Genomic DNA, 20,774 nt, shown 5'->3' with positions numbered 1-20,774 from the left:
GCGTTCCAGCCGAAATCAAACCCGCTGTTTCCGCACTCCCTGGGGAGGGATCCGCAATGAAGAAGTACAAGGCCGTACCTCGCAAGACACTGCTCGCCTCCGCCCTGCTGGTGGCCGTCGCCGGCCCCGCCTGGGCGCAGGACGCCACCGGGACCGCAGCACCCGATCCAGCCACCCTGGACACCGTGCAGGTGACCGGTATCCGCGGCAGCCTGACCTCGTCGATGAACCTCAAGCGCGACAGCCAGGGCGTGGTGGACGGCATCGTGGCCGAGGACATCGGCAAGTTCCCGGACACCAACCTGGCCGAGTCACTGCAGCGCATCAGCGGCGTGTCGATCGACCGCACCTCCAGCGGCGAAGGTTCCAAGGTGACCGTGCGCGGCATCGGCCCGGACTACAACCTGGTGCTGCTCAACGGCCGCCAGATGCCCGCCTCCAACCTCGGCAACGGCGGCGGCGGACTGTCCGGTTCGCGCTCGTTCGATTTCGCCAACATCGCCTCCGAATCGATCTCCGCAGTGGAGGTGTTCAAGACCACCCGCGCCGACAATCCGACCGGTGGCATCGGCGCGACCATCAACATCAAGACCCTGCGCCCACTGGAAGCGGCACCGGTGGTCAGCCTTGGCATGAAGGCGGTGCATGACACCTCCAACGACAACGTGCCGCGCACCCTGCAGGGATCCAACGTCACCGGCGAGCTGTCCGGTATCTTCAGCCAGACCTATGCTGACGGACGCTTCGGCGTAGCCCTAAGCGCAAGCCACCAGGAGCGCGATTCGGGCTTCAACCAGGCCACCGTCGCCGAAGGCTGGGCCACGCTGCGCGGCGATGACACCAGTGACTGGCGCGCATTGCCGCAGCCCGGCACGGGCTACTCGGACCGGATCACCAACCGGCCTGGTGCCGATGACATCTACGGCCGTCCGCAGAACACCGCGTACAACGTCAATGCCGTGCAGCGCCAGCGCACCAACGGCCAGGCCACGCTGCAGTGGAAGCCGCTGGACAATGTCACCACCACGCTGGATTACACCTATGTCGAGAACAAGGTGCAGCAGCAGCGCAGCGAGCTGTCGGTGTGGTTCAACTATGGGCCCGGGGACAGCACCTGGACCGATGGCCCGGTTGCCGCGCCCATCGTGTACAGCGAAGACGTGGTCAACGGTGACGTGGCCATGGGCGGCATGAAGCTGGCCACCCGCAACCGCATGGACTCGCTGGGCTTCAACGTGGACTGGGAAGTCAACGACGCCCTGGACATGTCCTTCGACTACCACCGCGCCAGCGCCGAGTCGCAGCCGGATGGCCCGTATGGTTCGGCCGGCGTGCTCGGCGTGGCCGCGTACGTGCGCGGCAGGACCACGGTGGATTACAGCGGCGACCTGCCGATCATCAACATCGCCCTGCCACCGGGCGGCGTGCAGGCGTCCGATGCGCTGGTCACCGGTTCGGTATTCCAGAACAGCTACAACAAGTCCGAAGTGGAGCAGCTGCAAGCCAAGGGCGTGTTCCGTTTCGCCGATTACTCGGCACTCGATTTCGGCGTCGGCCACACCCAGGTGGACAACCGTTCGGCGGCGGCGATCGAGCAGCGTGACAGCTGGGGTGGCGTCGGCACGCCGGCCGACTACGCCGACGATATCTGGTACGCCGATGACATGGGCAAGTACTTCAAGGCGTTTTCCGGGCACAACGACCCACGCCTGACCGGCCAGTTCCTGGTCTTCGACTTCGACCGCCTGCGGGAGCGGGCGGCGCAGGTCGCCAATGGCGCCGAGCCGGCCTGTCCGACGTGCTATCTCGCCCCGACCGAGTACTCCGAAGACATCCGCACCACCGAAAAATCAAAGAGCGCCTACCTGCAGTACCGCACCACCTTCGACTGGAACATGCCGCTGCATGTCGCGGCCGGCGTGCGCTATGAGCAGACCGAAGTGGAATCGCTGGCGCTGGTGCGCGTGCCGACCTCGATCAGCTGGAACTCGCTCAACGAGTTCAACATCACCTATGCCGACGACGGCGCCTTCATCGGTGGCACGGGCAAGTACGATTACGTGCTGCCCAACGTCGACCTCAAGCTGGACATCAACGAGTCGCTGGCGCTGCGCGGCAGCTACAGCCGAAGCCTGGGTCGTCCGGGCTGGACGCAGATCGAGAGTGGCCAGCGCCTGGACAACATCGTGCGCACCCAGGGCGGCACCGGCTCGCGTGGCAATCCGGCGCTGGAGCCTCTGCTGTCGGACAACTTCGACCTGTCGCTGGAGTGGTATTACGGCGATGCCAGCTACGCCTCGGTCGGCTTCTTCCGCAAGAACATCAAGAACTTCATCAGCAACACCATCGCGCGCGAAGATGCCGGCAGCCTGCACACGCCGGTGGGCGGCGCGTACTGGAATGAAGCGCTGGCGTCGGGCTGCGTCACCACCGATACCGTGTGCATCCGCAACTACATCTTCACCAACCACGCCGGCGATCCGGGCGTGATCTCCACCGGCGTCAACTCGGCCGGCCAGCAGACCGGCAGCATCGTCGGCCAGCCGGGCGACCCGATCGCCGGGTTCGACATCACCCTGCCGGCCAACCAGCGTTCGGATCATCTGGACGGCTGGGAAGTCGCGGTGCAGCACCTGTTCGGCCAGTCCGGTTTCGGTGTGGCGGCGAACTACACCAAGGTGAAGTCCGGGCTGACCTTCGACAACCTGAGCCTGGGCGACCAGTACCCGATGATCGGCCTGAGCGATTCGGCCAACGCCGTGCTGTTCTATGACAAGAACGCGTGGCAGATCCGCGCGGCGTACAACTGGCGCGACAAGTTCCTCAACGGCATCGGCGGCCAGGGACCAAACCCCAACTACACCGAAGCCTACGGTCAGCTCGATCTGAACATCAGTTACGCGGTGAGCGAACAGCTGACGCTGAGCGTGGAGGCGATCAACCTGACCGACGAAACGATGCGCACCTACGCACGCCACAGCAACATGCTGCGCTATGCCACCCAGACCGGCCCGCGCTACATGTTCGGCGTGCGTTACAAGTTCTGAGCGACGATGCACCTGCCCCCGCCCCGCCCCATCGAGGAAGTCCAGCTCGCCGATCCTGCGGCACTGCCTGCCGCACTGCGTAGCTGGACCACGCCGAAGGTGGTGCGGGGGCTGGCCGCCGGCTGGCCGCTGGTTCGGGCCGCACGGCAGTCAGACACCGCCGCGGCGGACTATCTCAAGCAGTTCGACCACGGGAGCATGCCGGTCACCGCCACCACCGCCGCGCCCGGCACGCAGGGCAGGGTGTTCTACAACGAGGACCTGACCGGCTTCAATTTCCGCCGCGAACAGGTGCCGCTGCGCGTGGTCCTCGATACCCTGATCAAGTACCGCAGCGATCCGCACGCGCCGACCATCTACGTGGCGTCCACCACGCTGGATACCTACCTGCCGGGACTGCAGCAGGCGAATCCGCTGCCGCTCGGACAGGCTGATCCGCTGGCCAGCATCTGGATCGGCAACCGCTCGCGCATCGCCGCCCATCACGATGCACCGGACAACCTCGCCTGCGTGGCGGCAGGGCGCCGGCGGGTCATGCTGTTTCCTCCCGCGCAGATCGGCAATCTGTACATCGGCCCGCTGGACTTCACCCCTGCCGGCCAGGCGATCAGCCTGGTCGATTTCGCCGCGCCGGACCTGCAGCGCTTCCCGCGTTTTGAACAGGCGATGGAGCATGCGCAGGGGGCCGTGCTGGAACCCGGCGATGCGGTGTTCATTCCCGCCCTGTGGTGGCACCACATGGAGGGACTGGAGGCGTTCAACATTCTGGTCAATTACTGGTGGCGCCCGGTTGAAGCATGGCGCGATGCGCCGATGAATGCCCTGATGCTCGCTTTGCTAGCGGTGCGTGATCTGCCTGTGGCGCAGCGCGCGGCCTGGCAGGCCGTGTTCGAACACTACGTATTCAACGCCGATGACCAGGTTGCCGCGCACGTGCCGGCGCATGCACGTGGCGTGCTGGGCGAGCTGGATGAATCATCCGCCGCGCGGCTGCGCGACATCCTGCTCAAGCGCATCAGCCGGTAGCGCCCGGGGTTGCCCCCTAGGCCAGATCACGGATCTGTGAGCGCCACGTTGCGGCAGTGCCGGACGAGCGCGCGCTGCTGCCAGCGCCATCCTTGATCGCCGCAACCTGGGCCAGACCGCGTGCAAGCGCGCTTTGGTAATCGGCCAGATGGACCGGGCCCGCAGGATCTCCGGCGCGACGCAGTACCCTGCTGGCAGGGGGCGTGCCATTGCGGATGCCGACGTGGAGGCTGGGCACCGCAGGCCTGATGCCTGGCGTGCACTGGAGTGCAGTGAAGGCAGATGCCGCGCCAGCAGATGGGATGGAGCTCATGGGATGCAGGACCTCGCTGTAGGAATGCGCAGGCTAACGTCCGGCTGGCAACCGCGCCTGCAATTTCCACGCATACCGTGGTCAGTCGCTTTCAGGGATAATGCCCCCGCAGTCCCCCCACCGAACCGTGCGCAGGCTGCTGCGTGCGGGCGCCGTCCCGCGCTGTCGTTCCCTCCGGCCAGACCGGCTGGACCAGCACCTGAACAGCCCGACCTGCCCGCATGCGCACGCTCTCCAAACGCCTCAACCTGGGCTCGCTGATCCTTGCCCTGGCCCTGCTCAGTACCGTGGTGGCGCTGGCAAATACCCTGCTGGCCAGCTATCGCGTGCAGCGCGACCAGCTGATCAGCAGCACGCTGGAAGCCAATCGCGTCTACGCCAACAAGCTGGCCGAAACCACGCAGAACTTCGTCCTCTCATCGCAGCAGCAGCTCGCTTACACCGCCATGCTGCTTGGTCGCCATGGCATGGACGACCGCCGCGCGCAGGACGAGGCCAGCCGCCTGCAACTGCAGACCAACAGCTTCAACTCGGTGTTGATCGTCAACCAGACCGGCCTGGTCATGGCGACCTCGCCGCAGACGCTGTACCTGAAGGGCGACACGCTGCGCAGCGAAGGCAACCGCATCGCGCTGGAGCGGCGCCAGCCGATGATCAGCGACCCCTACGACTCGGCCACCGGCAAGCTGCTGGTGGCGATGTCGCACCCGGTGTTCGACGCCCAGGGCGTGTACCGCGGCTACGTCAGCGGCACCATCTACCTGCGCCAGCGCAGCATCCTGCAGAGCCTGCTGGGCACCCATTACTACCGCGACGGGTCCTACCTGTACGTGGTGGATCGCCATGGCCGACTGCTCTACCACGCCGATCCCGAGCGGGTCGGTGGGTATGCACCGGGCAACAGGGTGATCGACGCCGTGGCGCGCGGGCAGCGCGGGGCAACGCAGGTCACCAACAGCCGCGGCGTGTCCATGCTGGCCGGTTACGCACCGGTACCGGCCACCGGCTGGGGCATCGTCGCCCAGCGCCCGGCTGCATCCACCCTGCAGCCCCTTTCGCAGTTGATGTCGTCGGTGATCTGGCGTGCGATTCCCCTGGGCGTACTGTCGCTGCTGGTGACCTGGTGGTTCGCGCGGCGCATCTCGCTGCCGCTGTGGCAGCTGGCGCGCAACGTGCAGGAAGGTGACACCGGCCGTGCCATCTCCGATGTCGGTGGCATCCGCGCGTGGTATTTCGAAGTGGCGCAGCTCAAGCAGGCCGTGCTGTACAGCTTCAATGCGCTGCAGGACCGCATCGGTACCCTCAACCGTGCCAGCCGCACCGACCCGCTGACCGGGCTGCTCAACCGCCGCGGGCTGCAGCAGGCGCTGGAAACGTGGAAGGCGCAGGGCCAGTCCTTCGCCATCCTCGCCCTGGACATCGACCGCTTCAAGACCATCAACGACCAGCATGGCCACGCGGTCGGCGACCAGGTCATCGGCCACATCGCCGAGCAGATGCGGCGCTACTCGCGCGATGGCGATGTGCTGTGCCGCAATGGCGGCGAAGAATTCCTGATGCTGCTGCCCACCACCGATGCAGACGATGCCCTGCTGATCGCCGAGCGGCTGCGCCAGCAGATCGCGACCCAGCCACTGGATCCGGTCGGCCATGTCAGTGTCTCGGTGGGCGTCGCGCATTACCCGACCTTTGATGCCGATGGCGAGCAGGCCCTGCGCATGGCCGACAAGGCGCTGTACATGGCCAAGGAACAGGGCCGCAACCGCAGCGTGACCTACCCTTACCGCTGACCCCCGGTAGCGCCGAGCATGGCTCGGCGCTACCGTGAGCGACGGGGCCGTGGTAGCGCCGACCCATGGTCGGCGAGCGCAGCGGTGCTTGCGGCCAAGGACCCCGCCGAGCGTGGCTCGCGCGACCTCAGCCCTGCAGCGGCGTCAGCAGCTTGGGCCCGTTGTCGATCCCGACCATGTAGACCCCACCATCGGGCAGAAGATCGGGCGCCGCATCGGTGTCGCCGTGCCCCACGTCCCACGTGGCGCGTTGCTTCGGGCCTGGAATATACGCCTGCCACTTGCCGTAGCGGTCGCCGTTGCCACCGTAGAAGTAGCGCACCGGCACGCGCACGGTCCAGAACGGATCATCGGCGCGGGCACCGGTGGTGGGCGCCACGAAGGTCCATTTGCGTGCAGCGCCGACCGCCGCGCGCGCCATGACATCCCGCATCCGCTGCATGGCGCGGGGCGACCCGGCCACGTACCCGTTCACCTGTTCGGCGATCACATCGTCGACCGTGCCATCGCGCGCCACGCGCACGAGCAGCAGCACCTCTCCCGCACCACGCATATCCAGCAGCTCGCGCGGGAACGAGGGGGGCGGCATGCTGTCACTGGCGACCCCGTCGGTCGCCTTGGGATCATAGTTGCGGAAGCTGGCGCTGCTCAGCACGACATCCATGCCGCCGTCACCCACCTGTCGCGCCACCAGACGCAGGTTCACCGGCGTCTTTGCTGCCACCGCCTTGCCATCGCGCAGTACCGGCTCGAACCGCCACCGGGCCACGTTCTGCTTCAGGAAGTCCTGGATGTACGGCTCGATCTTGTGCTCGTCCTTCAGCGTGAAGCCTTCGACCGAGCCATCCGGCGCGATGTCGATGCTGCCGCTGAGGACCATGCTGCCTTCGGCCTGCGCGCGCGCCGCACGTGCGCTCTGCGCGCTGGCATCCAGCGGTACCGCTGCACTGCCTGCGCCAAGGGCCAGGGCCAATCCAAGAAAAATCGAAGTACGCATGCTGACTGCTCCGTGTCGATGTGCCCCGAGGGTAGCAAAGGCATCCGGCAGCGGCCACCTCACGCCAGGCGGTTTTCACGCGCATAGGGGGGCGTATCGGGATGCTCGCCCGCGGCGAATCGCTCCTGCAGCGCGCGCCACCATGCCGGCTGGAACAGATGCCCGAAGTGCTCGCGCACCGCCGCCAGCTCAGCGGCAGGCAGGCCCATGAACGGAGCGAAGCGCTCGGGGAAGACATCACGCGGCCCGACATGGAACCAGGGCTCGTCAGCCATCGCTTCTTCGGCATTGCGTGGCGCAGGCCAGTCGCGGAACACGCAGTCGCTGACCAGGCACAGCTCATCGTAGTCATAGAAGACCGCCCGCCCATGCCGCGAGACACCGAAGTTCTTCGGCAGCATGTCGCCGGGAAAGATGTTGTTGCGCGCCATGTCGGTGATCGCCTGGGCGTAGTCCAGCACCGCCGCGCGCATGCCCTCGGGCCCCTGCTCGCGCAGGTACAGGTTCAGTGGACGGAAGCGCCGCTGCACGTAGCACAGCGCGATCTCCACTTCTTCGCCGTCCAACCGCACGCTCTGCGCACACTGCTGCAGCAGTTCCTGCAGCAGCGCCGGGGCGAAGCGCGCGGCAGGAAAGCGCAGGTGCCGGTAGGGCTGCGCATCCAGCAGCCGGCCCACGCGATCCAGGTTGAACACCAGCGCGTACTTCTCTTCCACCTGCTGCCGTGACATCGCCTTGGGCCAGGCGAAACGATCGCGTATCAGCTTGAACACCAGCGGGTAGCTGGGCAGGGTGAACACCGCCATGACCATGCCGGGGGTGCCTTCGGCATGCACCAGCTGCTCCTGGGGATGGTCCAGGAAGTGCCCGAAGAAGGCCCGGTAGCGCTCGGTCTTGCCCTGCTTGGCGCGGCCGAGCACCGTGTAGATCTCATCGATCGGCTTGCCCGGCAGCAGGTTGCGCAGGAACACCACGGCATCGCCCACCGTTCCCAGGTTGGCCTGGAAATAACTGCGCGAAACGCCGAACAGATGCGCCACGTCGCGCCGCCGGGTCAGCACCGCATCAGCGCGCAATCCCTGGCCGTCGTTCACCAGTACGATCACGCAGGGCGAAAAGCGATGTTCACCGAACACCCGACCGACCAGGTAGGCGCGCCGCTCGCGGTAGAACACCGTGTCCAGCAGCTCGATGCCACGCACCGGGTGAGCTCCCCAATGCGCCAGGTCGTCCTGCAGGCGCACCGCGATGGCCGCAGCGCAGCGCAGCTGGTGCGCGTAGGGAACATCGAAGCGATAGTCGCCCAGCACCCGCATCAGCGCGTCGGCCGGGCGCGTGGCCGACACCGCATAGGCATGCCGCGCCACCGGATGGGTGATCGCATCGGAGGGCTCCACGTCGAAGGCGAGGAACTCCACCTGCGCATCCACGCCGCGGGTACCGAACAGGCGCCGCGCCAACGTGTTGTAGAACGTCTTGTACAGCTCGGCGTCGATCAGTCCGTGCAGCAGCAGGGTGTAGCGGGCATGCACCTGCAGCCACCACGTGCGCTCGCCGATGGCATCACCGGCCAACCGACGCAGGCTGTGCATGCACGCCGCGACGCACTGGTCATACAGGCCGATGCGCTCGACCGCATCGCGCTGGGCGGCCTCCCATTGCCGCTGCTCGAACCGCCCCCGGGCACGGGCGGTGATCGCCGCAAAGCGCGCGTGGTAGTCCTCGAAGCCATCACGGATGGCCAGCGCCATCCGTTCGGCGAGCAGTGGATCGATGTCGATGGGGGACATGGCAGGCTCACGGCCGGATTCGCATCCACCTTACGATGTCCGCCTGCCTGTTGCCCAGCGTTGCCCTGTGGCTGCCGGCATGTACCGGCAGCCCGCCGCCACGCCCGCCCGATCAGATGGCCAGTTCGGCTTCCACGTCCTGCACCTTGCGGCGTGCCAGGGCCAGGTTGGACTTGTTGCGATCCAGCACGAGGTAGAAGAACAGCCCCTTCGTTTTCGCCACCGGACGCATGATGTGGTACGCCCTGCCCAGCGAAATGAGGATGTCCTCGATGCTGTCGTTGAGGTTCAGCGATGCGGCCGTCTTCATCTTCGCGCGGATCACTTCGGTGTTGCCCGCCGCTGCAACCTCCATGTCCACGCCCGCGCCGGCTTCGCCAAGCAGCATGCCGCTTTCATAATCCACCAGTGCCACCGCCTGCGCGCCGTCGATGCCCATCAGCGCATCCAGCGATTCCTTCAAACCTGCCATCGTGTCACCCCGTCACTGTAGTCATGGGAGCCGGTGCATCCCCTGCGGCTGGCTCACGGTCCGCCGAGTTCGGCCAGGATTGCCTGGCCACATTCGCGTGCACTCCACAGCACCTGGCCGATGACGCTGCGCTGGTCGCAGCCGGCCATCAGCAGCAGCGGCGCGCCCGCGCCAGTGGGCAGCGCCAGCATCAACACCTTGCCTTCGTCGGCCTCCAGCATCAGCGTCTGCAGTTCGCCCAGCGCAAGCTCGCGCCCGACCGCACCGGCCAGGCCCAGCATCGCGCTGGTCATCGCGGCCAACCGCTCGCCGTTGCCGTGTGCGCCGGCCTGTACCAGGGCGAAGCCATCCACGCTGGCCAGCACCACGGTGCGCACCCCTTCGACGCGGTCGACCAAGCGCTGCATCGCCGGCCGCAGTCGCTGGGCCTGGAGCGCATCCACCCGCGGCATCGGTTCACCGTCAGCCATGCCGGGCCACCAGTGCCTGCGCTTCCAGTTCACTCATCAGCACATCCATCAGCCGTACGCCCTGTGCGCGTTCACGCGCATCTGTAGGCACCACCGGGATTGGCACGCCGTCGACGCAGGCCTGCGCCGCCAGTCCATCAAGGTAGGGCGCGGGCAGCAGGTCCAGCCGGGTCACGCCCACCACCAGCGGCGTGTCCGCGCCATGCTGCCGTACCACCTGCAGGTAGCTGGCCAGGGTGGCCTGTGCATCCGGGCGGCTGCCGTCGACCAGCAGCAGCACGCCGCTGGCGCCGCGCAGCAGCACCGGCCACAGGAAATCAAAGCGCTGTTGTCCGGGCGTGCCGTACAGGCGCAGGCGGTCGCCATTGGGCAGGTCGATGTCCGCATAGTCCATCGCCACGGTGGTGGTGGCCTTGTCCGCCGCCAGCCGGTCGCTGTTGGCCACGTCCGTGTCGACCACCGCACCGGCGGCGATGCTGCGTATCAGGGTCGACTTGCCGCTGCCCATGCCGCCGATCACCACGATCTTGTACTCGCGCATGCTCAGGCCTTCCCACGCAGGCTGCGCCACATCCGCGACAGCAGGTTGCCCGCCTCCGCCGGCCCACCATCCGGCAGCGCGGCCTGCACCGGCGCCCCTTCCAGCTGCGCGTGGCCACTCAGGTAGGCGGCATGCACGAAGGTGCGGACGCTCGCTTCGGGCAGGTCGAGCAGGCGCGCGCACTGGCCCACCGTATGCGCGCGCTTCAGCAGCAGCGAACACAACCGGAAGCCATCGTGGTCATGCCCGAGCACGCGGAAATCGGGCCAGCGCGTCATCCGCACACTGGCGCCCTGCTGCAGCCGCGTGTCCAGGGCATGCCAATGCGTACTGCGCAGGCCCCACTGCCACAGCAGCGGGCGAAGCGGCTGCCGGGTGCAGCCGGCGGCGAGCGCCTGCCACTGGGCCGGTGCAGCCGCGTGCACGCTGAGCGCATCGAAGTGCTCACACAGTGTGTCCAGCGCACAGGTGTCCTGCATGGCGATGGCATGGTCCTGGCCGATATCCAGCAGCACCACGCCGTGGCCATCGCGCAGCAGCAGCAACTGGCCCTCCCGGCCCGGCAGGCGCTGCCGCAGCAGCTGGGTGATCGCATGGCTGCCGCGTCCGAGTTCGGACGGGTCCGCCGCCGGTCTCGACGGCTGGGGCTGCATGCCCTGCAGCGCCGCAGCGATCGCGCCATCGTCCAGCTCATCGCCACTGTCCTTGCCGCGCAGTCGTCCGCGCGGATCCTCCACCCAGCACTGCAGCCGCGGTCGGCCGCGCAGCAGGTTCGCCGCGGCGTTGCGCAGCGCGGGCGTGTCCTTGATGACCAGCAGGTTACAGTCATCCAGATCGCGGCAGCTGCGCACGCGCCCGTCCGGCAGCGCGGAAACCTGCCGCAGCCTGCGCAGCAGCGCGCGTTCGCATTCGATGTCAGCGCCCACGACGAGTATCCGTGCCATCACCGCTCCTTCTGCCGGATCCCCGCGGCAGGACCACGCCAGACTAAGGCCGGTCACGACAGATACATCGTGATCCAATGCTCAGAATGAACGGGCGGTGCGGGCCTCGAAGCGTGAAACTGTGATCGCCTGCCAAGGGCAAAATCCGTGCCGCCAGCCCTGGAACGCGAAAGGCCCACGCACTGCGTGGGCCTTCGTTTCGCAATCGAGCGCAGTGATCAGCCTGCGATCAGTTCCAGCGCCGTGTTCAGCGTGGCGCTCGGGCGCATTGCCGCGGCGACCTTTGCCAGGTCCGGACGGTAGTAACCGCCGATGTCCACGGCCTTGCCCTGCACCGCCACCAGCTCTTCGACGATCTTCGCTTCGTTATCGGCCAGTGCCTTGGCCAGCGGGGCGAAGCGTGCCTTCAGTGCGGCATCGTCGTCCTGCGCGGCCAGCGCCTGCGCCCAGTACAGGGTCAGGTAGAAGTGGCTGCCACGGTTGTCGATGCCACCGAGCTTGCGCGAGGGCGACTTGTCGTTGTCCAGGAACTCGCCGTTGGCCACGTCCAGCGCCTTGGCCAGCACGCGCGCAGCGGCGTTGTCGTAGCGGTTGCCCAGGTGTTCCAGCGACGCGGCCAGGGCGAGGAACTCACCGAGCGAATCCCAACGCAGGTAGTCCTCTTCGACGAACTGCTGCACGTGCTTGGGCGCCGAACCACCGGCACCGGTCTCGAACAGGCCACCGCCTGCCATCAGCGGCACGATCGACAGCATCTTCGCGCTGGTGCCCAGCTCCATGATCGGGAACAGGTCGGTCAGGTAATCGCGCAGCACATTGCCGGTCACCGAAATGGTGTCCTCGCCCTTGCGGATGCGATCCAGCGAGAACGCGGTGGCTTCCACCGGCGGCAGGATACGGATATCCAGGCCGTTGGTATCGTGGTCCTTCAGGTAGGTTTCGACCTTGCTGATGACGTGCGCATCGTGGGCACGCCCGGCGTCCAGCCAGAACACGGCGGGGGTGCCGCTCAGGCGCGAACGCTCCACGGCCAGCTTCACCCAGTCCTGGATCGGGGCGTCCTTGGTCTGGCACATGCGCCAGATGTCACCGGCTTCCACGGCGTGTTCGAACACCACCTTGCCGGCGTCGTCGGTGACCTTGACCACGCCATCGGCGGCGATCTGGAAGGTCTTGTCGTGCGAGCCGTATTCTTCGGCCTTCTGTGCCATCAGGCCGACGTTGGGCACCGAGCCCATCCTGGCCGGATCGAAGGCGCCGTGCGTGCGGCAGTCGTCGATCACCGCCTGGTAGACACCGGCATAGCAGCGGTCCGGGATCACCGCCTTGGTGTCCTGCAGCTTGCCTTCGGCATTCCACATCTTGCCGGAGTCACGGATCATCGCCGGCATCGAGGCGTCGACGATCACATCGCTCGGCACGTGCAGGTTGGTGATGCCCTTGTCCGAGCTCACCATGGCCACGCCCGGGCGGTGCGCGTACTCGGCCTTCAGGTCGGCTTCGATTTCCGCACGGGTGGCTTCGGGCAGCGACGGCAGGCGCGCGGCCAGGTCGCCGATGCCGTTGTTGGCATCGAAACCGGCCTGCTTCAGCACGTCGGCATGCTTGGCCAGAACGTCCTTGTAGAACTCGTTGACGGCCACGCCGAACATGATCGGGTCGGAGACCTTCATCATGGTCGCCTTCAGGTGCAGAGAGAACAGCACGTTCTTCGCCCTGGCATCTTCGATCTGCTCGGCGATGAACGCAGCCAGTGCCTTGCGGCTCATCACCGCGGCATCGACGATCTCACCGGCCTTGACCGCGGTCTTTTCCTTCAGCACCACGTCCGTGCCATCGGCAGCGTGCAGGGTGATCTTCAGGCCGCCGGCGGTGGCGATGGTTGCCGACTTTTCGCTGCCGTAGAAATCGCCCGACGCCATGTGTGCGACATGCGAGGCCGAATCCTTCGCCCAGGCACCCATGCGGTGCGGATGCTTGCGTGCGTAGTTCTTCACCGACAGCGGCGCACGGCGGTCGGAGTTGCCTTCGCGCAGCACCGGGTTCACCGCGCTGCCCTTGACCTTGTCGTAGCGCGCCTTGATGTCGCGCTGCTCGTCGTCGGCCGGGTTTTCCGGGTAATCCGGCAGCGCATAGCCCTGCTGCTGCAGTTCGGCGATGGCCGCCTTCAGCTGCGGCACCGAGGCCGAGATGTTCGGCAGCTTGATGATGTTGGCTTCCGGGGTGGTCGCCAGCTGGCCCAGCTCGGCCAGGTCATCGTTGACCTTCTGGTCGTCCTTCAGGCGCTCCGGGAACAGCGACAGGATGCGGCCGGACAGTGAAATGTCGCGGGTTTCCACGGCGATACCGGCGGTTGCGGTGAACGCACTGACGACCGGCAGCAGCGACTGGGTGGCCAGGAACGGCGCTTCATCGGTCAGCGTGTAGAGGATCTTGGGCGTATTCGACATGGGGGATCAGGGCTCTCTGCGGATCTCAGGGAAAGGCCGGCGCCAGCGCCGGACCAGGTGCAGCCGTTGCAGGGAATCGCGCACGACAGCACGCGCGTCCCTTCTCTACCTCCGGGCCACAGGGCCCGAAGGTAATGAAACCCCTTCATTGTCACGCTTTCAGTCCGCCGGGGCAAAAAGACGTTCCATACGCAGTGGTACTGCACGCATGGGTGGTGCAGGCCCGGTGTCGCGTCGGATGATCAGCCCAGCCCCTTGAGACGCGTCAGCAACACGATGATGCCGTCGCCCTGGAGTTGGAGTGTGCGAACCATCTCATCCAGGTACTTTGTTTCGGCGGTGACTTGATCAAAGCGGGTTTTCACAAGCCAGCGTTCCATGAAATTCCATTGCGCGTCCGTCAGTGCGTCCTGCAGCGGCATCGCTACCACCGCTTCACGCCAGGAGCTGCCGTTGTCCACTGCGGCCAGGACGGTAGGCTTGATGCTCTCCCAAAGCACCTGCGTTTCGAAGCCGGCCCGCTGTTCGCCGCTCGCGGCGACCGCCGACTCCAGCGAGGCGCCCTGTCGGTGCAACGTCCCGGCCTCTTCCGCCGCGATCGTGTGAAGCGCGACGTACAGATCGCCTCCTTCGAAGATACGATTTCCAGGAGGGGAGGCACCCAACGGCTCCAGAGCGCTCATGATCTGGCTGCGCAATCCCTTGTCGATCAGGCGTGCGGGCGTGCCCTGCCGACCTGCGTGGGCACGCGCCACCTGTGCGATCTTGTCGGCAATCTGTTTGGCAACATAAGTGGCTGGCGGGTCTTCGACGCTGGCCGCTCCACTGGCAGGCGGGTAATTACTGCAGCTGTCGATGGCCGCGCGGATCATCAGACCGATTGCAGTCTGGTCCAGACGTACGTGGCGCGTCGCCTCTCCGAGGGACTGCCAGGACAACGGCAACACGCAGCCAGGCGATCCCGCTTCAGTCGCTGAGCCGCTTGCTGGAAGCGGGGAGTTGACCGCTGCCGCTGGGCGCAGTACCGCCTCTCTTTCAATCGGCGTGTCCGAGCGCGGCCCGGGAAATACCGGAGAGCTGCGGGGCGTGGATACAGAGACAGGCGGATTGGAAGAATGCATGTGGCAGGGCTCGTTGCGTATATAGAAAGCCAAGCCTGATGCAAACGGCAGGACCGCGCTTTCTTCTTCCGCGCGTGCCACGGAAAAAAGGGCTACGGTACATCTGGATCTGTTCGATGATCCGGGCAGCACCTGCCACTGCCAGCAGGCATCGCTCACAGCACACCCATGAAAACCTGCCATGCGCCAGACCCCGGCATGGGGCTCCCTCGGTTACGTGCGCGCTGGGTGGCCTGCCGTGCTGGCGTGCATGTCCTGGTGCAATCTGGTCAGATCACGCCGTGCCTGGTCACCCAGCTCCCAGCGCGCCGCCAGTTCATCAGGCGATGACGTACCCAGCTCGCACATCGCAAATCGCGCGATGACAGCCTCCTCGAGCTGCATCCGGCCTACGGCGCCCAATTCCAACGCTTCAGCAGCCTGGCGGACATTGCCGACGCGCTTGAAGACCCGGGGTCCTACCGTAGCGGCAAGCCACTTCTCGCACGCTGACCAGCCGCAGTCGCTTGGCCATGCCGTGGGCCGGGTTCATGCTGTGTTGCGATCGTAGTTCACCGGCGGCGATGCTGACGGCGGAGCAGAAATCAACCTGCATCGCTGCTCTCGTTGGAGGAGGAAGCGCGAGCCTCGTCGGGATCGACTGCAGGCACTTCCAGAAAACCGTCGTGCCTGGAGCCAGTTGGAGCGAGCGAGGCCTGTAGGACTTTACCAAGCGCAAAAAAAGACGCAGCCTCGCGGCTGCGTCCATCGTGAGTCCACTACCGGGAGAGAGTCGGCAGCGCGTGGACTTACTTGACCTCGAACTCCTGCGGCGTTCCGGCCGCCTTGCCATCTACCATGACTTCCGCACGGTACTTGCCCGCCGGCCAGCCGTTGGCATTCTTGAAACTGATGTTGGTGGTCTCGGCACCGGAGGTATTGAGCGTGGCGCTCTGCTCACCGGCGACCTGGCCATCCTGGAAGGTCAGCTTGGCGCCGACATTCGCATTGTTCGCGGTTCCATCGGTTCGGACCGAGACGATGATCTCGTCCTTCGGCGCGAACAGCGCGGCGGTGGCAACCGACTTGTCTGCTGCGGCGGTCTTGCCGACAGTTACCGACGCAACATTCACCGAAGCCGCTTCGGCCATCGGCGGCGGTGCGCCCGTCATCGGCGCCGGAGCGGCGGCCGGGGCGGTATCGGCAGCCGGCGTAGCGGTGGTATCGACGGCGGGTTCGTTCTTCTTGCAGCCGACCAGCGCAACGCTGCCGAGCAGTGCAACGAGCAGCCCATTGCGAAGCGTATTGGTATGGATCATCGGGTTTCCTCCAAGGGGTACAACAACGGAACGCGTGTGCGGGGGGACTGCGGGATTATTTCGGTGGAATTTTCAACACCTGCCCCGGCTGGATCCGGTCTGGATCATCCAGCTGGTCACGGTTGGCATCGAAGATCTTCTTCCAGGCATTCGCATCGCCCAGGTGCTGCTTGGCGATCTTGGACAACGTGTCGCCCTTCTCCACCGTGTAGGTTGCATCGACCACCTCCGCTGTGCTGTCCACCGAAGCGGACACGCCGGAGAAATCGGCCTTGGGAACCTGTTGCGCGGTGCTGTCGACGCTGCCGGTGACACCGGAGAAATCGGCTTTCTTCTCGGTACTCATCCACACACTCCCATCTGCGTGACTACGTGGCAGGCACGTTCTCACACAGGTTGTTAAATGGGGATGGTTTTCGCGTGAAGCCGTCGCCGGACCTACTGTCGGAGCTCGCGGTCGATGCTTGCAGGTGCAACGATCTCCGGACTGGCGCGCCACGGATTGATGTCCAGCCCGCCGCGGCGCGTGTATCGCGCTTCCACTTCCAGCCACTGCGGTGCACAGCGCTGGCGGACTTCGTTGAATATCCGCTCCACGCACTGCTCATGGAACTCGGCATGTTCGCGGTAGCTGACCAGATAGCGCAGCAGGCCGGCGCGGTCGATGCGTGCGCCGCGGTAGCGCAGGCTCACCGTGGCCCAATCCGGTTGGCCGGTGACCGGGCAATTGGATTTCAGCAGCGCCGACACCAGGGTTTCTTCGACGATGTCGGACGGATCGGCGGAAAGATACGCCGCGCGCGGCGGGCCATAGCAGTCGATGTCCACGTCCAGCCCGTCGAGCGACTCGCCACGCGGGGTCTCGCGCAACGCGGGCAATCCGAACGTCACCTGCACCGCAGCGCCTGCGCAGGCGGAGAGGTCGCTGGCGATCGTGCTGCGCACGGCCTCGGCATCGGCGAAGCGGGCGCTGTTGAGCGAATTGAGATACAGCTTGAAGGACTTCGATTCCACCAGGTTCGGCGAGCTGCAGGGCACCTGCACGGTGGCCACGGCAACGCAGGGCTTGCCCCGGTTATCCAGCCAACCCAGTTCGAACGCATGCCAGCGGTCATGGCCGACGAACGGCAGGGCGGCGGCGTCCAGCCCGATCTCGGCGCGGGCGGCAGCCCGGGGAATGGGAAACAGCAGGCCGGGATCGTACTGCGACGGGTAACTGACCTCGCGACCGAGGCTGGAATCCTGGGGGGTGTTCATGGTGCTCATTGTAAATGAGCGGGTCGAACGGGTGAGACCCCCTCGCGGGTGGCTTGAAAGCCGCAGCTGGGGGTGGGCCGGGCGGGGAGGCTATGCGGGGCACGCGCCAGTACGTCCCTGTAGCTCTTCGCGGTTCCTGCCGCTCAAGGCCCCGCATAGCCTCCCCGCCCGGCCCCCTGACAGGTTCCGGTGGCCGCCACCCGCGTAGAAAAAGAATGAAAAAGCGGTAGCGCCGACCCATGGTCGGCGGAAACCATCAGACCCCATTCCCCCACCATCCGCCGACCATGGGTCGGCGCTACCGAAGATTCCAGGGCCACCATGGACCTGTCGGAGGTGGGGCGGGGTGGGTTGACGGGGGCGTTGAGCGCCATGGATGGCGCGAAACGAGGCCCGCAGGAGCGGCTCCTGCCGTCCCCCGCCAACCCACCCCGCCCCAACAAACAACCCCCGCATTTTTGCCGTTGCCGTTGCTGCAAACGGCATACCCTCAGCCTTCGACAGGCGCGCCGTGCAGATAATCCAGGCTGACCTGCAGCAACGCCCGCAGGCCCACATCCAGCGCCTTCTCATCCAGCAGGAACTTCGGCGAATGGTTTGCCGGCGCCTTCGCCGGGTCGATACCCTCGCTGGTGGAACCAACGAAGAAGAACATTCCCGGCACTTCCCTGGCGAACAGCGAGAAGTCCTCCGCGCCCATCTGCAGCGGCGGCTCGTACACATTGTCCTTGCCCACCACCGCCTGCAGGCTCGGCAGCATGCGTGCGGTCAGCTGCGGGTCGTTGACCGTGGCCGGGTTGCCCTCCGCCTCGTAGATTTCCGTCACCGCCGTCGCCCCGTGCGCCGCCGTGGTGTGCTCGGCCACGTTGCGCAGGTCGGCGAAGATCTGCTGGCGCATGCCCTCGTCGAAGGTGCGGATGGTGCCCACCATCTCCACCTCGTCCGGGATGATGTTGTAGCGGATGCCGCCGTTGATCGCACCGAAGGTCACCACCGCCGGCTGCTGCGCCAGATTGGTGCGGCGGCTCACGATGGTCTGCGCGGTGCCGATCAGGTCGGCCGTGGCCACGATCGGGTCCACCCCGTTCCACGGCGCCGAACCATGGGTCTGGCGGCCGATCACCTTGATCCCGAAGCGATCCGAGGCCGCCATCAAAGGGCCACCCCGCACCGCGATCTTGCCGGCCTGCACGCTGGAAAACACATGCAGGCCGAACACCGCCTCCGGCTTGAAGTCGGCAAACACGCCCTCTTTCAGCATCAGCGCCGCGCCGCCCTCTTCCGGCGACGGCGCGCCCTCTTCGGCAGGCTGGAAGATCAGCATGACCTGGCCCGGCAGGTCCTTGCGCATCGCCACCAGCGCTTCGGCCACGCCCAGCAGCGTGGCGGTATGCGCATCGTGGCCACAGGCGTGCATCACCCCGACCTGCTGGCCGCGGTAGGTGCTGGTGGCCTTGGAGGCGAACGGCAGCCCGGTCTGTTCGGTCACCGGCAGCGCGTCCATGTCCGCGCGCAGGGCGATCTTCGGACCGGGCTTGCCGCCTTCGATGATCGCCACCACGCCGTGGTGGGCAATGCCGGTCTTCGGCTTCAGGCCCATCGCGCGCAGCTGCTTGGCCACCTCCGCCGAGGTGCGCTCCTCGCGGTTGGACAGCTCCGGGTGCTGGTGGAAATCGCGGCGCCACTCCACCACCTGGGCCTGCAGGCGCTGGGCGGCGGCGGCCACTTCGGGGCGCTCGGCCGCCTGGCCATGGGCGAGCATCGGCAGGGCCAGCAGCAGGGCGGATGACAGCAGCGCGCGACGGGGCATCGGGATCTCCACGGTAGGGTTGCGCTTGAATGTAGGCCAAGCCGTCGCTTTCGGGAACCTTCGGACCCGGGCAGGGTCTGAGCATCCGACCCTTTTGGCATGCAGGCAGCGGCATCGCCCGCAGGTATGCTTGGCACCTTGCCAGCCGTGCGCCTTGCCCGGCCCAGCCCCCAGGAGTGATTGGAATGTCGCGTTTGTGGAAGATCGTGCTGCTGGTGGTGGCAGTGTTGGTGGTCGTGTTCGTTGGCCTGCGCATGGCCGGTGGCGGCAAGGACAAGCCGTCGGGCGAAGCCGCCGCCAGCGGTGAGCGGGGTGGGCCGCAGGCCGACGCCGGCCCGGTGCCGGTGACGGTGATCGAAGCGCAGCGCCAGGACGTGCCGGTGTACGCCAGCGCGCTGGGCACGGTGAGCGCGATGAATACCGTCACCGTCAGTCCGCAGATCGGCGGCCAGCTGATGAGCCTGAACTTCCGCGAAGGCCAGGAGGTGAAGAAGGGCGACGTGCTGGCGGTGATCGACCCGCGCAGCGCACAGGCGAGCTACGACGAGGCATCGGCAGCCAAGCGCCAGAACCAGGCGCAGCTGGCCACCGCGCGCTCCAACTACCAGCGCTCCAGCGCGCCGGAGTACGCGCAGTACGTCGCAAAGACCGACCTGGACACCCAGCGCAACCAGGTGGCCCAGTTCGAAAGCGCGGTGGCGGCCAACGAAGCCAGCATGCGCGCCGCCCAGGTGCAGTTGCAGTACACCAAGGTCACCGCGCCGATCACCGGCGTGGCCGGCATCCGCGCGGTGGACGCCGGCAACGTGGTCAGCGCCGGGACCGCCCTGGTCACCCTGACCCAGGTGCATCCCATCCACGTGGTGTTCAACCTGCCCGAGCGCCAGCTGGGCGACGTGCGCGCCGCCCAGCAGGCCGGCGCGGTGCAGATCGCCGCGCTGGACCGCACCGATGCCCATGTCATCAGCGGCGACGGCACCCTGGACGTGGTGGACAACCTGATCAGCAGCGACAGCGGCACCTTCCGTGCCCGCGCCCTGTTCGACAACCAGGCCAACGTGTTGTGGCCAGGCCAGTTCGTCAACGTGCGGTTGCAGCTGCGCACCATCGGTGGCGGCATCGTCATCCCGACCCAGGCCGTGATGCGCGGCCCGGACGGCGAATACGTCTACGTGGTGCAGGCCGACAACACGGTCAAGATGCAGACCGTGCGCAGCGGCGTGGAAGTCGGTGACAGCCACGTGCAGGTCACCGAAGGCCTGAAGGGCGGCGAGCGGGTGGTCAGCGAAGGCCAGTTCCGGCTCAAGCCGGGGGCCAAGGTCAACGCGCTGAAGCCGGGCCAGACCCCGGCCGCGCCGACCGAAGCCGAACTGAAGGCGGCACAGCAGCAGAACGGCGGCGGCCGCCGCGGTGGTGGCCCGCGCTGAGCGCGGGAATCGCCTGAGTTA

At 66.5% G+C, this 20,774-nt stretch carries 16 protein-coding genes; 4 read left to right on the top strand and 12 right to left on the bottom strand.

Going from position 1 to position 20,774, the window contains the following annotated elements:
• Nucleotides 1-56 precede the first annotated feature (56 nt).
• The 3 genes from QE373_RS01785 to QE373_RS01775 all read left to right on the top strand — a co-directional run bounded on the left by QE373_RS01785 (nucleotide 57) and on the right by QE373_RS01775 (nucleotide 6,176).
• On the top strand, nucleotides 57-3,047 hold the full coding sequence (locus tag QE373_RS01785; RefSeq protein WP_309682922.1) for a TonB-dependent receptor: 2,991 nt from the start codon (nucleotides 57-59) through the stop codon (nucleotides 3,045-3,047).
• Nucleotides 3,048-3,059: 12 nt separating this feature from the next.
• Entirely contained in the window at nucleotides 3,060-4,073 is a 1,014-nt protein-coding gene (locus QE373_RS01780) for a cupin-like domain-containing protein (RefSeq protein WP_309689504.1), read from the top strand.
• Between the two features lie 534 nt (nucleotides 4,074-4,607).
• On the top strand, nucleotides 4,608-6,176 hold the full coding sequence (locus tag QE373_RS01775) for a diguanylate cyclase (RefSeq protein ID WP_309682918.1): 1,569 nt from the start codon (nucleotides 4,608-4,610) through the stop codon (nucleotides 6,174-6,176).
• A 127-nt stretch (nucleotides 6,177-6,303) separates the two neighbouring features.
• Here QE373_RS01775 and QE373_RS01770 read toward each other — a convergent pair whose 3' ends face one another.
• The 12 genes from QE373_RS01770 to QE373_RS01715 form a co-directional block, all read right to left on the bottom strand.
• Nucleotides 6,304-7,173, bottom strand: coding sequence for an energy transducer TonB (locus QE373_RS01770; RefSeq protein WP_309682915.1), 870 nt, complete (start codon nucleotides 7,171-7,173; stop codon nucleotides 6,304-6,306).
• 59 nt (nucleotides 7,174-7,232) lie between these two features.
• Nucleotides 7,233-8,963: a bifunctional isocitrate dehydrogenase kinase/phosphatase gene (gene aceK, locus QE373_RS01765; RefSeq protein ID WP_309682912.1), complete on the bottom strand. Its 1,731-nt coding sequence runs from the start codon at nucleotides 8,961-8,963 to the stop codon at nucleotides 7,233-7,235.
• 112 nt (nucleotides 8,964-9,075) lie between these two features.
• Nucleotides 9,076-9,435 carry a hypothetical protein gene (locus tag QE373_RS01760; RefSeq protein ID WP_123698835.1) on the bottom strand — a complete coding sequence of 120 codons (360 nt, stop codon included), beginning with the start codon at nucleotides 9,433-9,435 and terminating at the stop codon, nucleotides 9,076-9,078.
• Nucleotides 9,436-9,488: 53 nt separating this feature from the next.
• On the bottom strand, nucleotides 9,489-9,905 hold the full coding sequence (locus tag QE373_RS01755; protein ID WP_309682907.1) for a roadblock/LC7 domain-containing protein: 417 nt from the start codon (nucleotides 9,903-9,905) through the stop codon (nucleotides 9,489-9,491).
• Entirely contained in the window at nucleotides 9,898-10,446 is a 549-nt protein-coding gene (locus QE373_RS01750; RefSeq protein ID WP_309682904.1) for an ATP/GTP-binding protein, read from the bottom strand. Before QE373_RS01750 ends, QE373_RS01755 begins: the two co-directional genes overlap by 8 nt.
• A gap of 2 nt (nucleotides 10,447-10,448) precedes the next feature.
• Nucleotides 10,449-11,390, bottom strand: a complete 942-nt coding sequence (locus tag QE373_RS01745; RefSeq protein ID WP_309682900.1) for a hypothetical protein — start codon at nucleotides 11,388-11,390, stop codon at nucleotides 10,449-10,451.
• Nucleotides 11,391-11,608: 218 nt separating this feature from the next.
• Nucleotides 11,609-13,840, bottom strand: coding sequence for an NADP-dependent isocitrate dehydrogenase (locus QE373_RS01740; protein ID WP_309682897.1), 2,232 nt, complete (start codon nucleotides 13,838-13,840; stop codon nucleotides 11,609-11,611).
• A 242-nt stretch (nucleotides 13,841-14,082) separates the two neighbouring features.
• Nucleotides 14,083-14,712, bottom strand: a complete 630-nt coding sequence (locus QE373_RS01735) for a hypothetical protein (RefSeq protein WP_309682894.1) — start codon at nucleotides 14,710-14,712, stop codon at nucleotides 14,083-14,085.
• A 1,037-nt stretch (nucleotides 14,713-15,749) separates the two neighbouring features.
• The gene (locus QE373_RS01730; protein WP_123698830.1) at nucleotides 15,750-16,259 is read right to left on the bottom strand and encodes a hypothetical protein; all 510 of its coding nucleotides are present in this window, start codon (nucleotides 16,257-16,259) and stop codon (nucleotides 15,750-15,752) included.
• A gap of 55 nt (nucleotides 16,260-16,314) precedes the next feature.
• Nucleotides 16,315-16,605 (bottom strand): LysM peptidoglycan-binding domain-containing protein, encoded by a 291-nt coding sequence (locus QE373_RS01725; RefSeq protein ID WP_309682889.1) that lies wholly within the window; start codon nucleotides 16,603-16,605, stop codon nucleotides 16,315-16,317.
• A gap of 92 nt (nucleotides 16,606-16,697) precedes the next feature.
• Nucleotides 16,698-17,516: an NADPH-dependent 7-cyano-7-deazaguanine reductase QueF gene (queF, locus tag QE373_RS01720; protein ID WP_309682886.1), complete on the bottom strand. Its 819-nt coding sequence runs from the start codon at nucleotides 17,514-17,516 to the stop codon at nucleotides 16,698-16,700.
• A 490-nt stretch (nucleotides 17,517-18,006) separates the two neighbouring features.
• Complete coding sequence (locus tag QE373_RS01715; RefSeq protein ID WP_309682883.1) at nucleotides 18,007-19,326, bottom strand: M20 family metallopeptidase; 1,320 nt, start codon at nucleotides 19,324-19,326, stop codon at nucleotides 18,007-18,009.
• 185 nt (nucleotides 19,327-19,511) lie between these two features.
• Here QE373_RS01715 and QE373_RS01710 point away from each other — a divergent pair, with 185 nt between their 5' ends.
• Nucleotides 19,512-20,753 (top strand): efflux RND transporter periplasmic adaptor subunit, encoded by a 1,242-nt coding sequence (locus QE373_RS01710; RefSeq protein WP_309682880.1) that lies wholly within the window; start codon nucleotides 19,512-19,514, stop codon nucleotides 20,751-20,753.
• The last annotated feature ends 21 nt before the right edge of the window (nucleotides 20,754-20,774 follow it).

It is taken from the genome of Stenotrophomonas sp. SORGH_AS_0321 (assembly GCF_031453215.1).
Classification (GTDB): domain Bacteria; phylum Pseudomonadota; class Gammaproteobacteria; order Xanthomonadales; family Xanthomonadaceae; genus Stenotrophomonas; species Stenotrophomonas chelatiphaga.
Note: the sequence above shows the minus strand (reverse complement) of the source record. Positions and strands in the feature narration are given on the sequence as shown.

Bases quoted from the DNA above. Each gene is read 5' to 3' on its own strand.
- QE373_RS01785 (WP_309682922.1), top strand. From the start codon at position 57: ATGAAGAAGTACAAGGCCGTACCTCGCAAGACACTGCTCGCCTCCGCC.
- QE373_RS01775 (WP_309682918.1), top strand. From the start codon at position 4,608: ATGCGCACGCTCTCCAAACGCCTCAACCTGGGCTCGCTGATCCTTGCC.
- QE373_RS01770 (WP_309682915.1), bottom strand. From the start codon at position 7,173: ATGCGTACTTCGATTTTTCTTGGATTGGCCCTGGCCCTTGGCGCAGGC.
- aceK (WP_309682912.1), bottom strand. From the start codon at position 8,963: ATGTCCCCCATCGACATCGATCCACTGCTCGCCGAACGGATGGCGCTG.
- QE373_RS01760 (WP_123698835.1), bottom strand. From the start codon at position 9,435: ATGGCAGGTTTGAAGGAATCGCTGGATGCGCTGATGGGCATCGACGGC.
- QE373_RS01755 (WP_309682907.1), bottom strand. From the start codon at position 9,905: ATGGCTGACGGTGAACCGATGCCGCGGGTGGATGCGCTCCAGGCCCAG.
- QE373_RS01750 (WP_309682904.1), bottom strand. From the start codon at position 10,446: ATGCGCGAGTACAAGATCGTGGTGATCGGCGGCATGGGCAGCGGCAAG.
- QE373_RS01745 (WP_309682900.1), bottom strand. From the start codon at position 11,390: ATGGCACGGATACTCGTCGTGGGCGCTGACATCGAATGCGAACGCGCG.
- QE373_RS01740 (WP_309682897.1), bottom strand. From the start codon at position 13,840: ATGTCGAATACGCCCAAGATCCTCTACACGCTGACCGATGAAGCGCCG.
- QE373_RS01735 (WP_309682894.1), bottom strand. From the start codon at position 14,712: ATGATCCGCGCGGCCATCGACAGCTGCAGTAATTACCCGCCTGCCAGT.
- QE373_RS01730 (WP_123698830.1), bottom strand. From the start codon at position 16,259: ATGATCCATACCAATACGCTTCGCAATGGGCTGCTCGTTGCACTGCTC.
- QE373_RS01725 (WP_309682889.1), bottom strand. From the start codon at position 16,605: ATGAGTACCGAGAAGAAAGCCGATTTCTCCGGTGTCACCGGCAGCGTC.
- queF (WP_309682886.1), bottom strand. From the start codon at position 17,516: ATGAACACCCCCCAGGATTCCAGCCTCGGTCGCGAGGTCAGTTACCCG.
- QE373_RS01715 (WP_309682883.1), bottom strand. From the start codon at position 19,326: ATGCCCCGTCGCGCGCTGCTGTCATCCGCCCTGCTGCTGGCCCTGCCG.
- QE373_RS01710 (WP_309682880.1), top strand. From the start codon at position 19,512: ATGTCGCGTTTGTGGAAGATCGTGCTGCTGGTGGTGGCAGTGTTGGTG.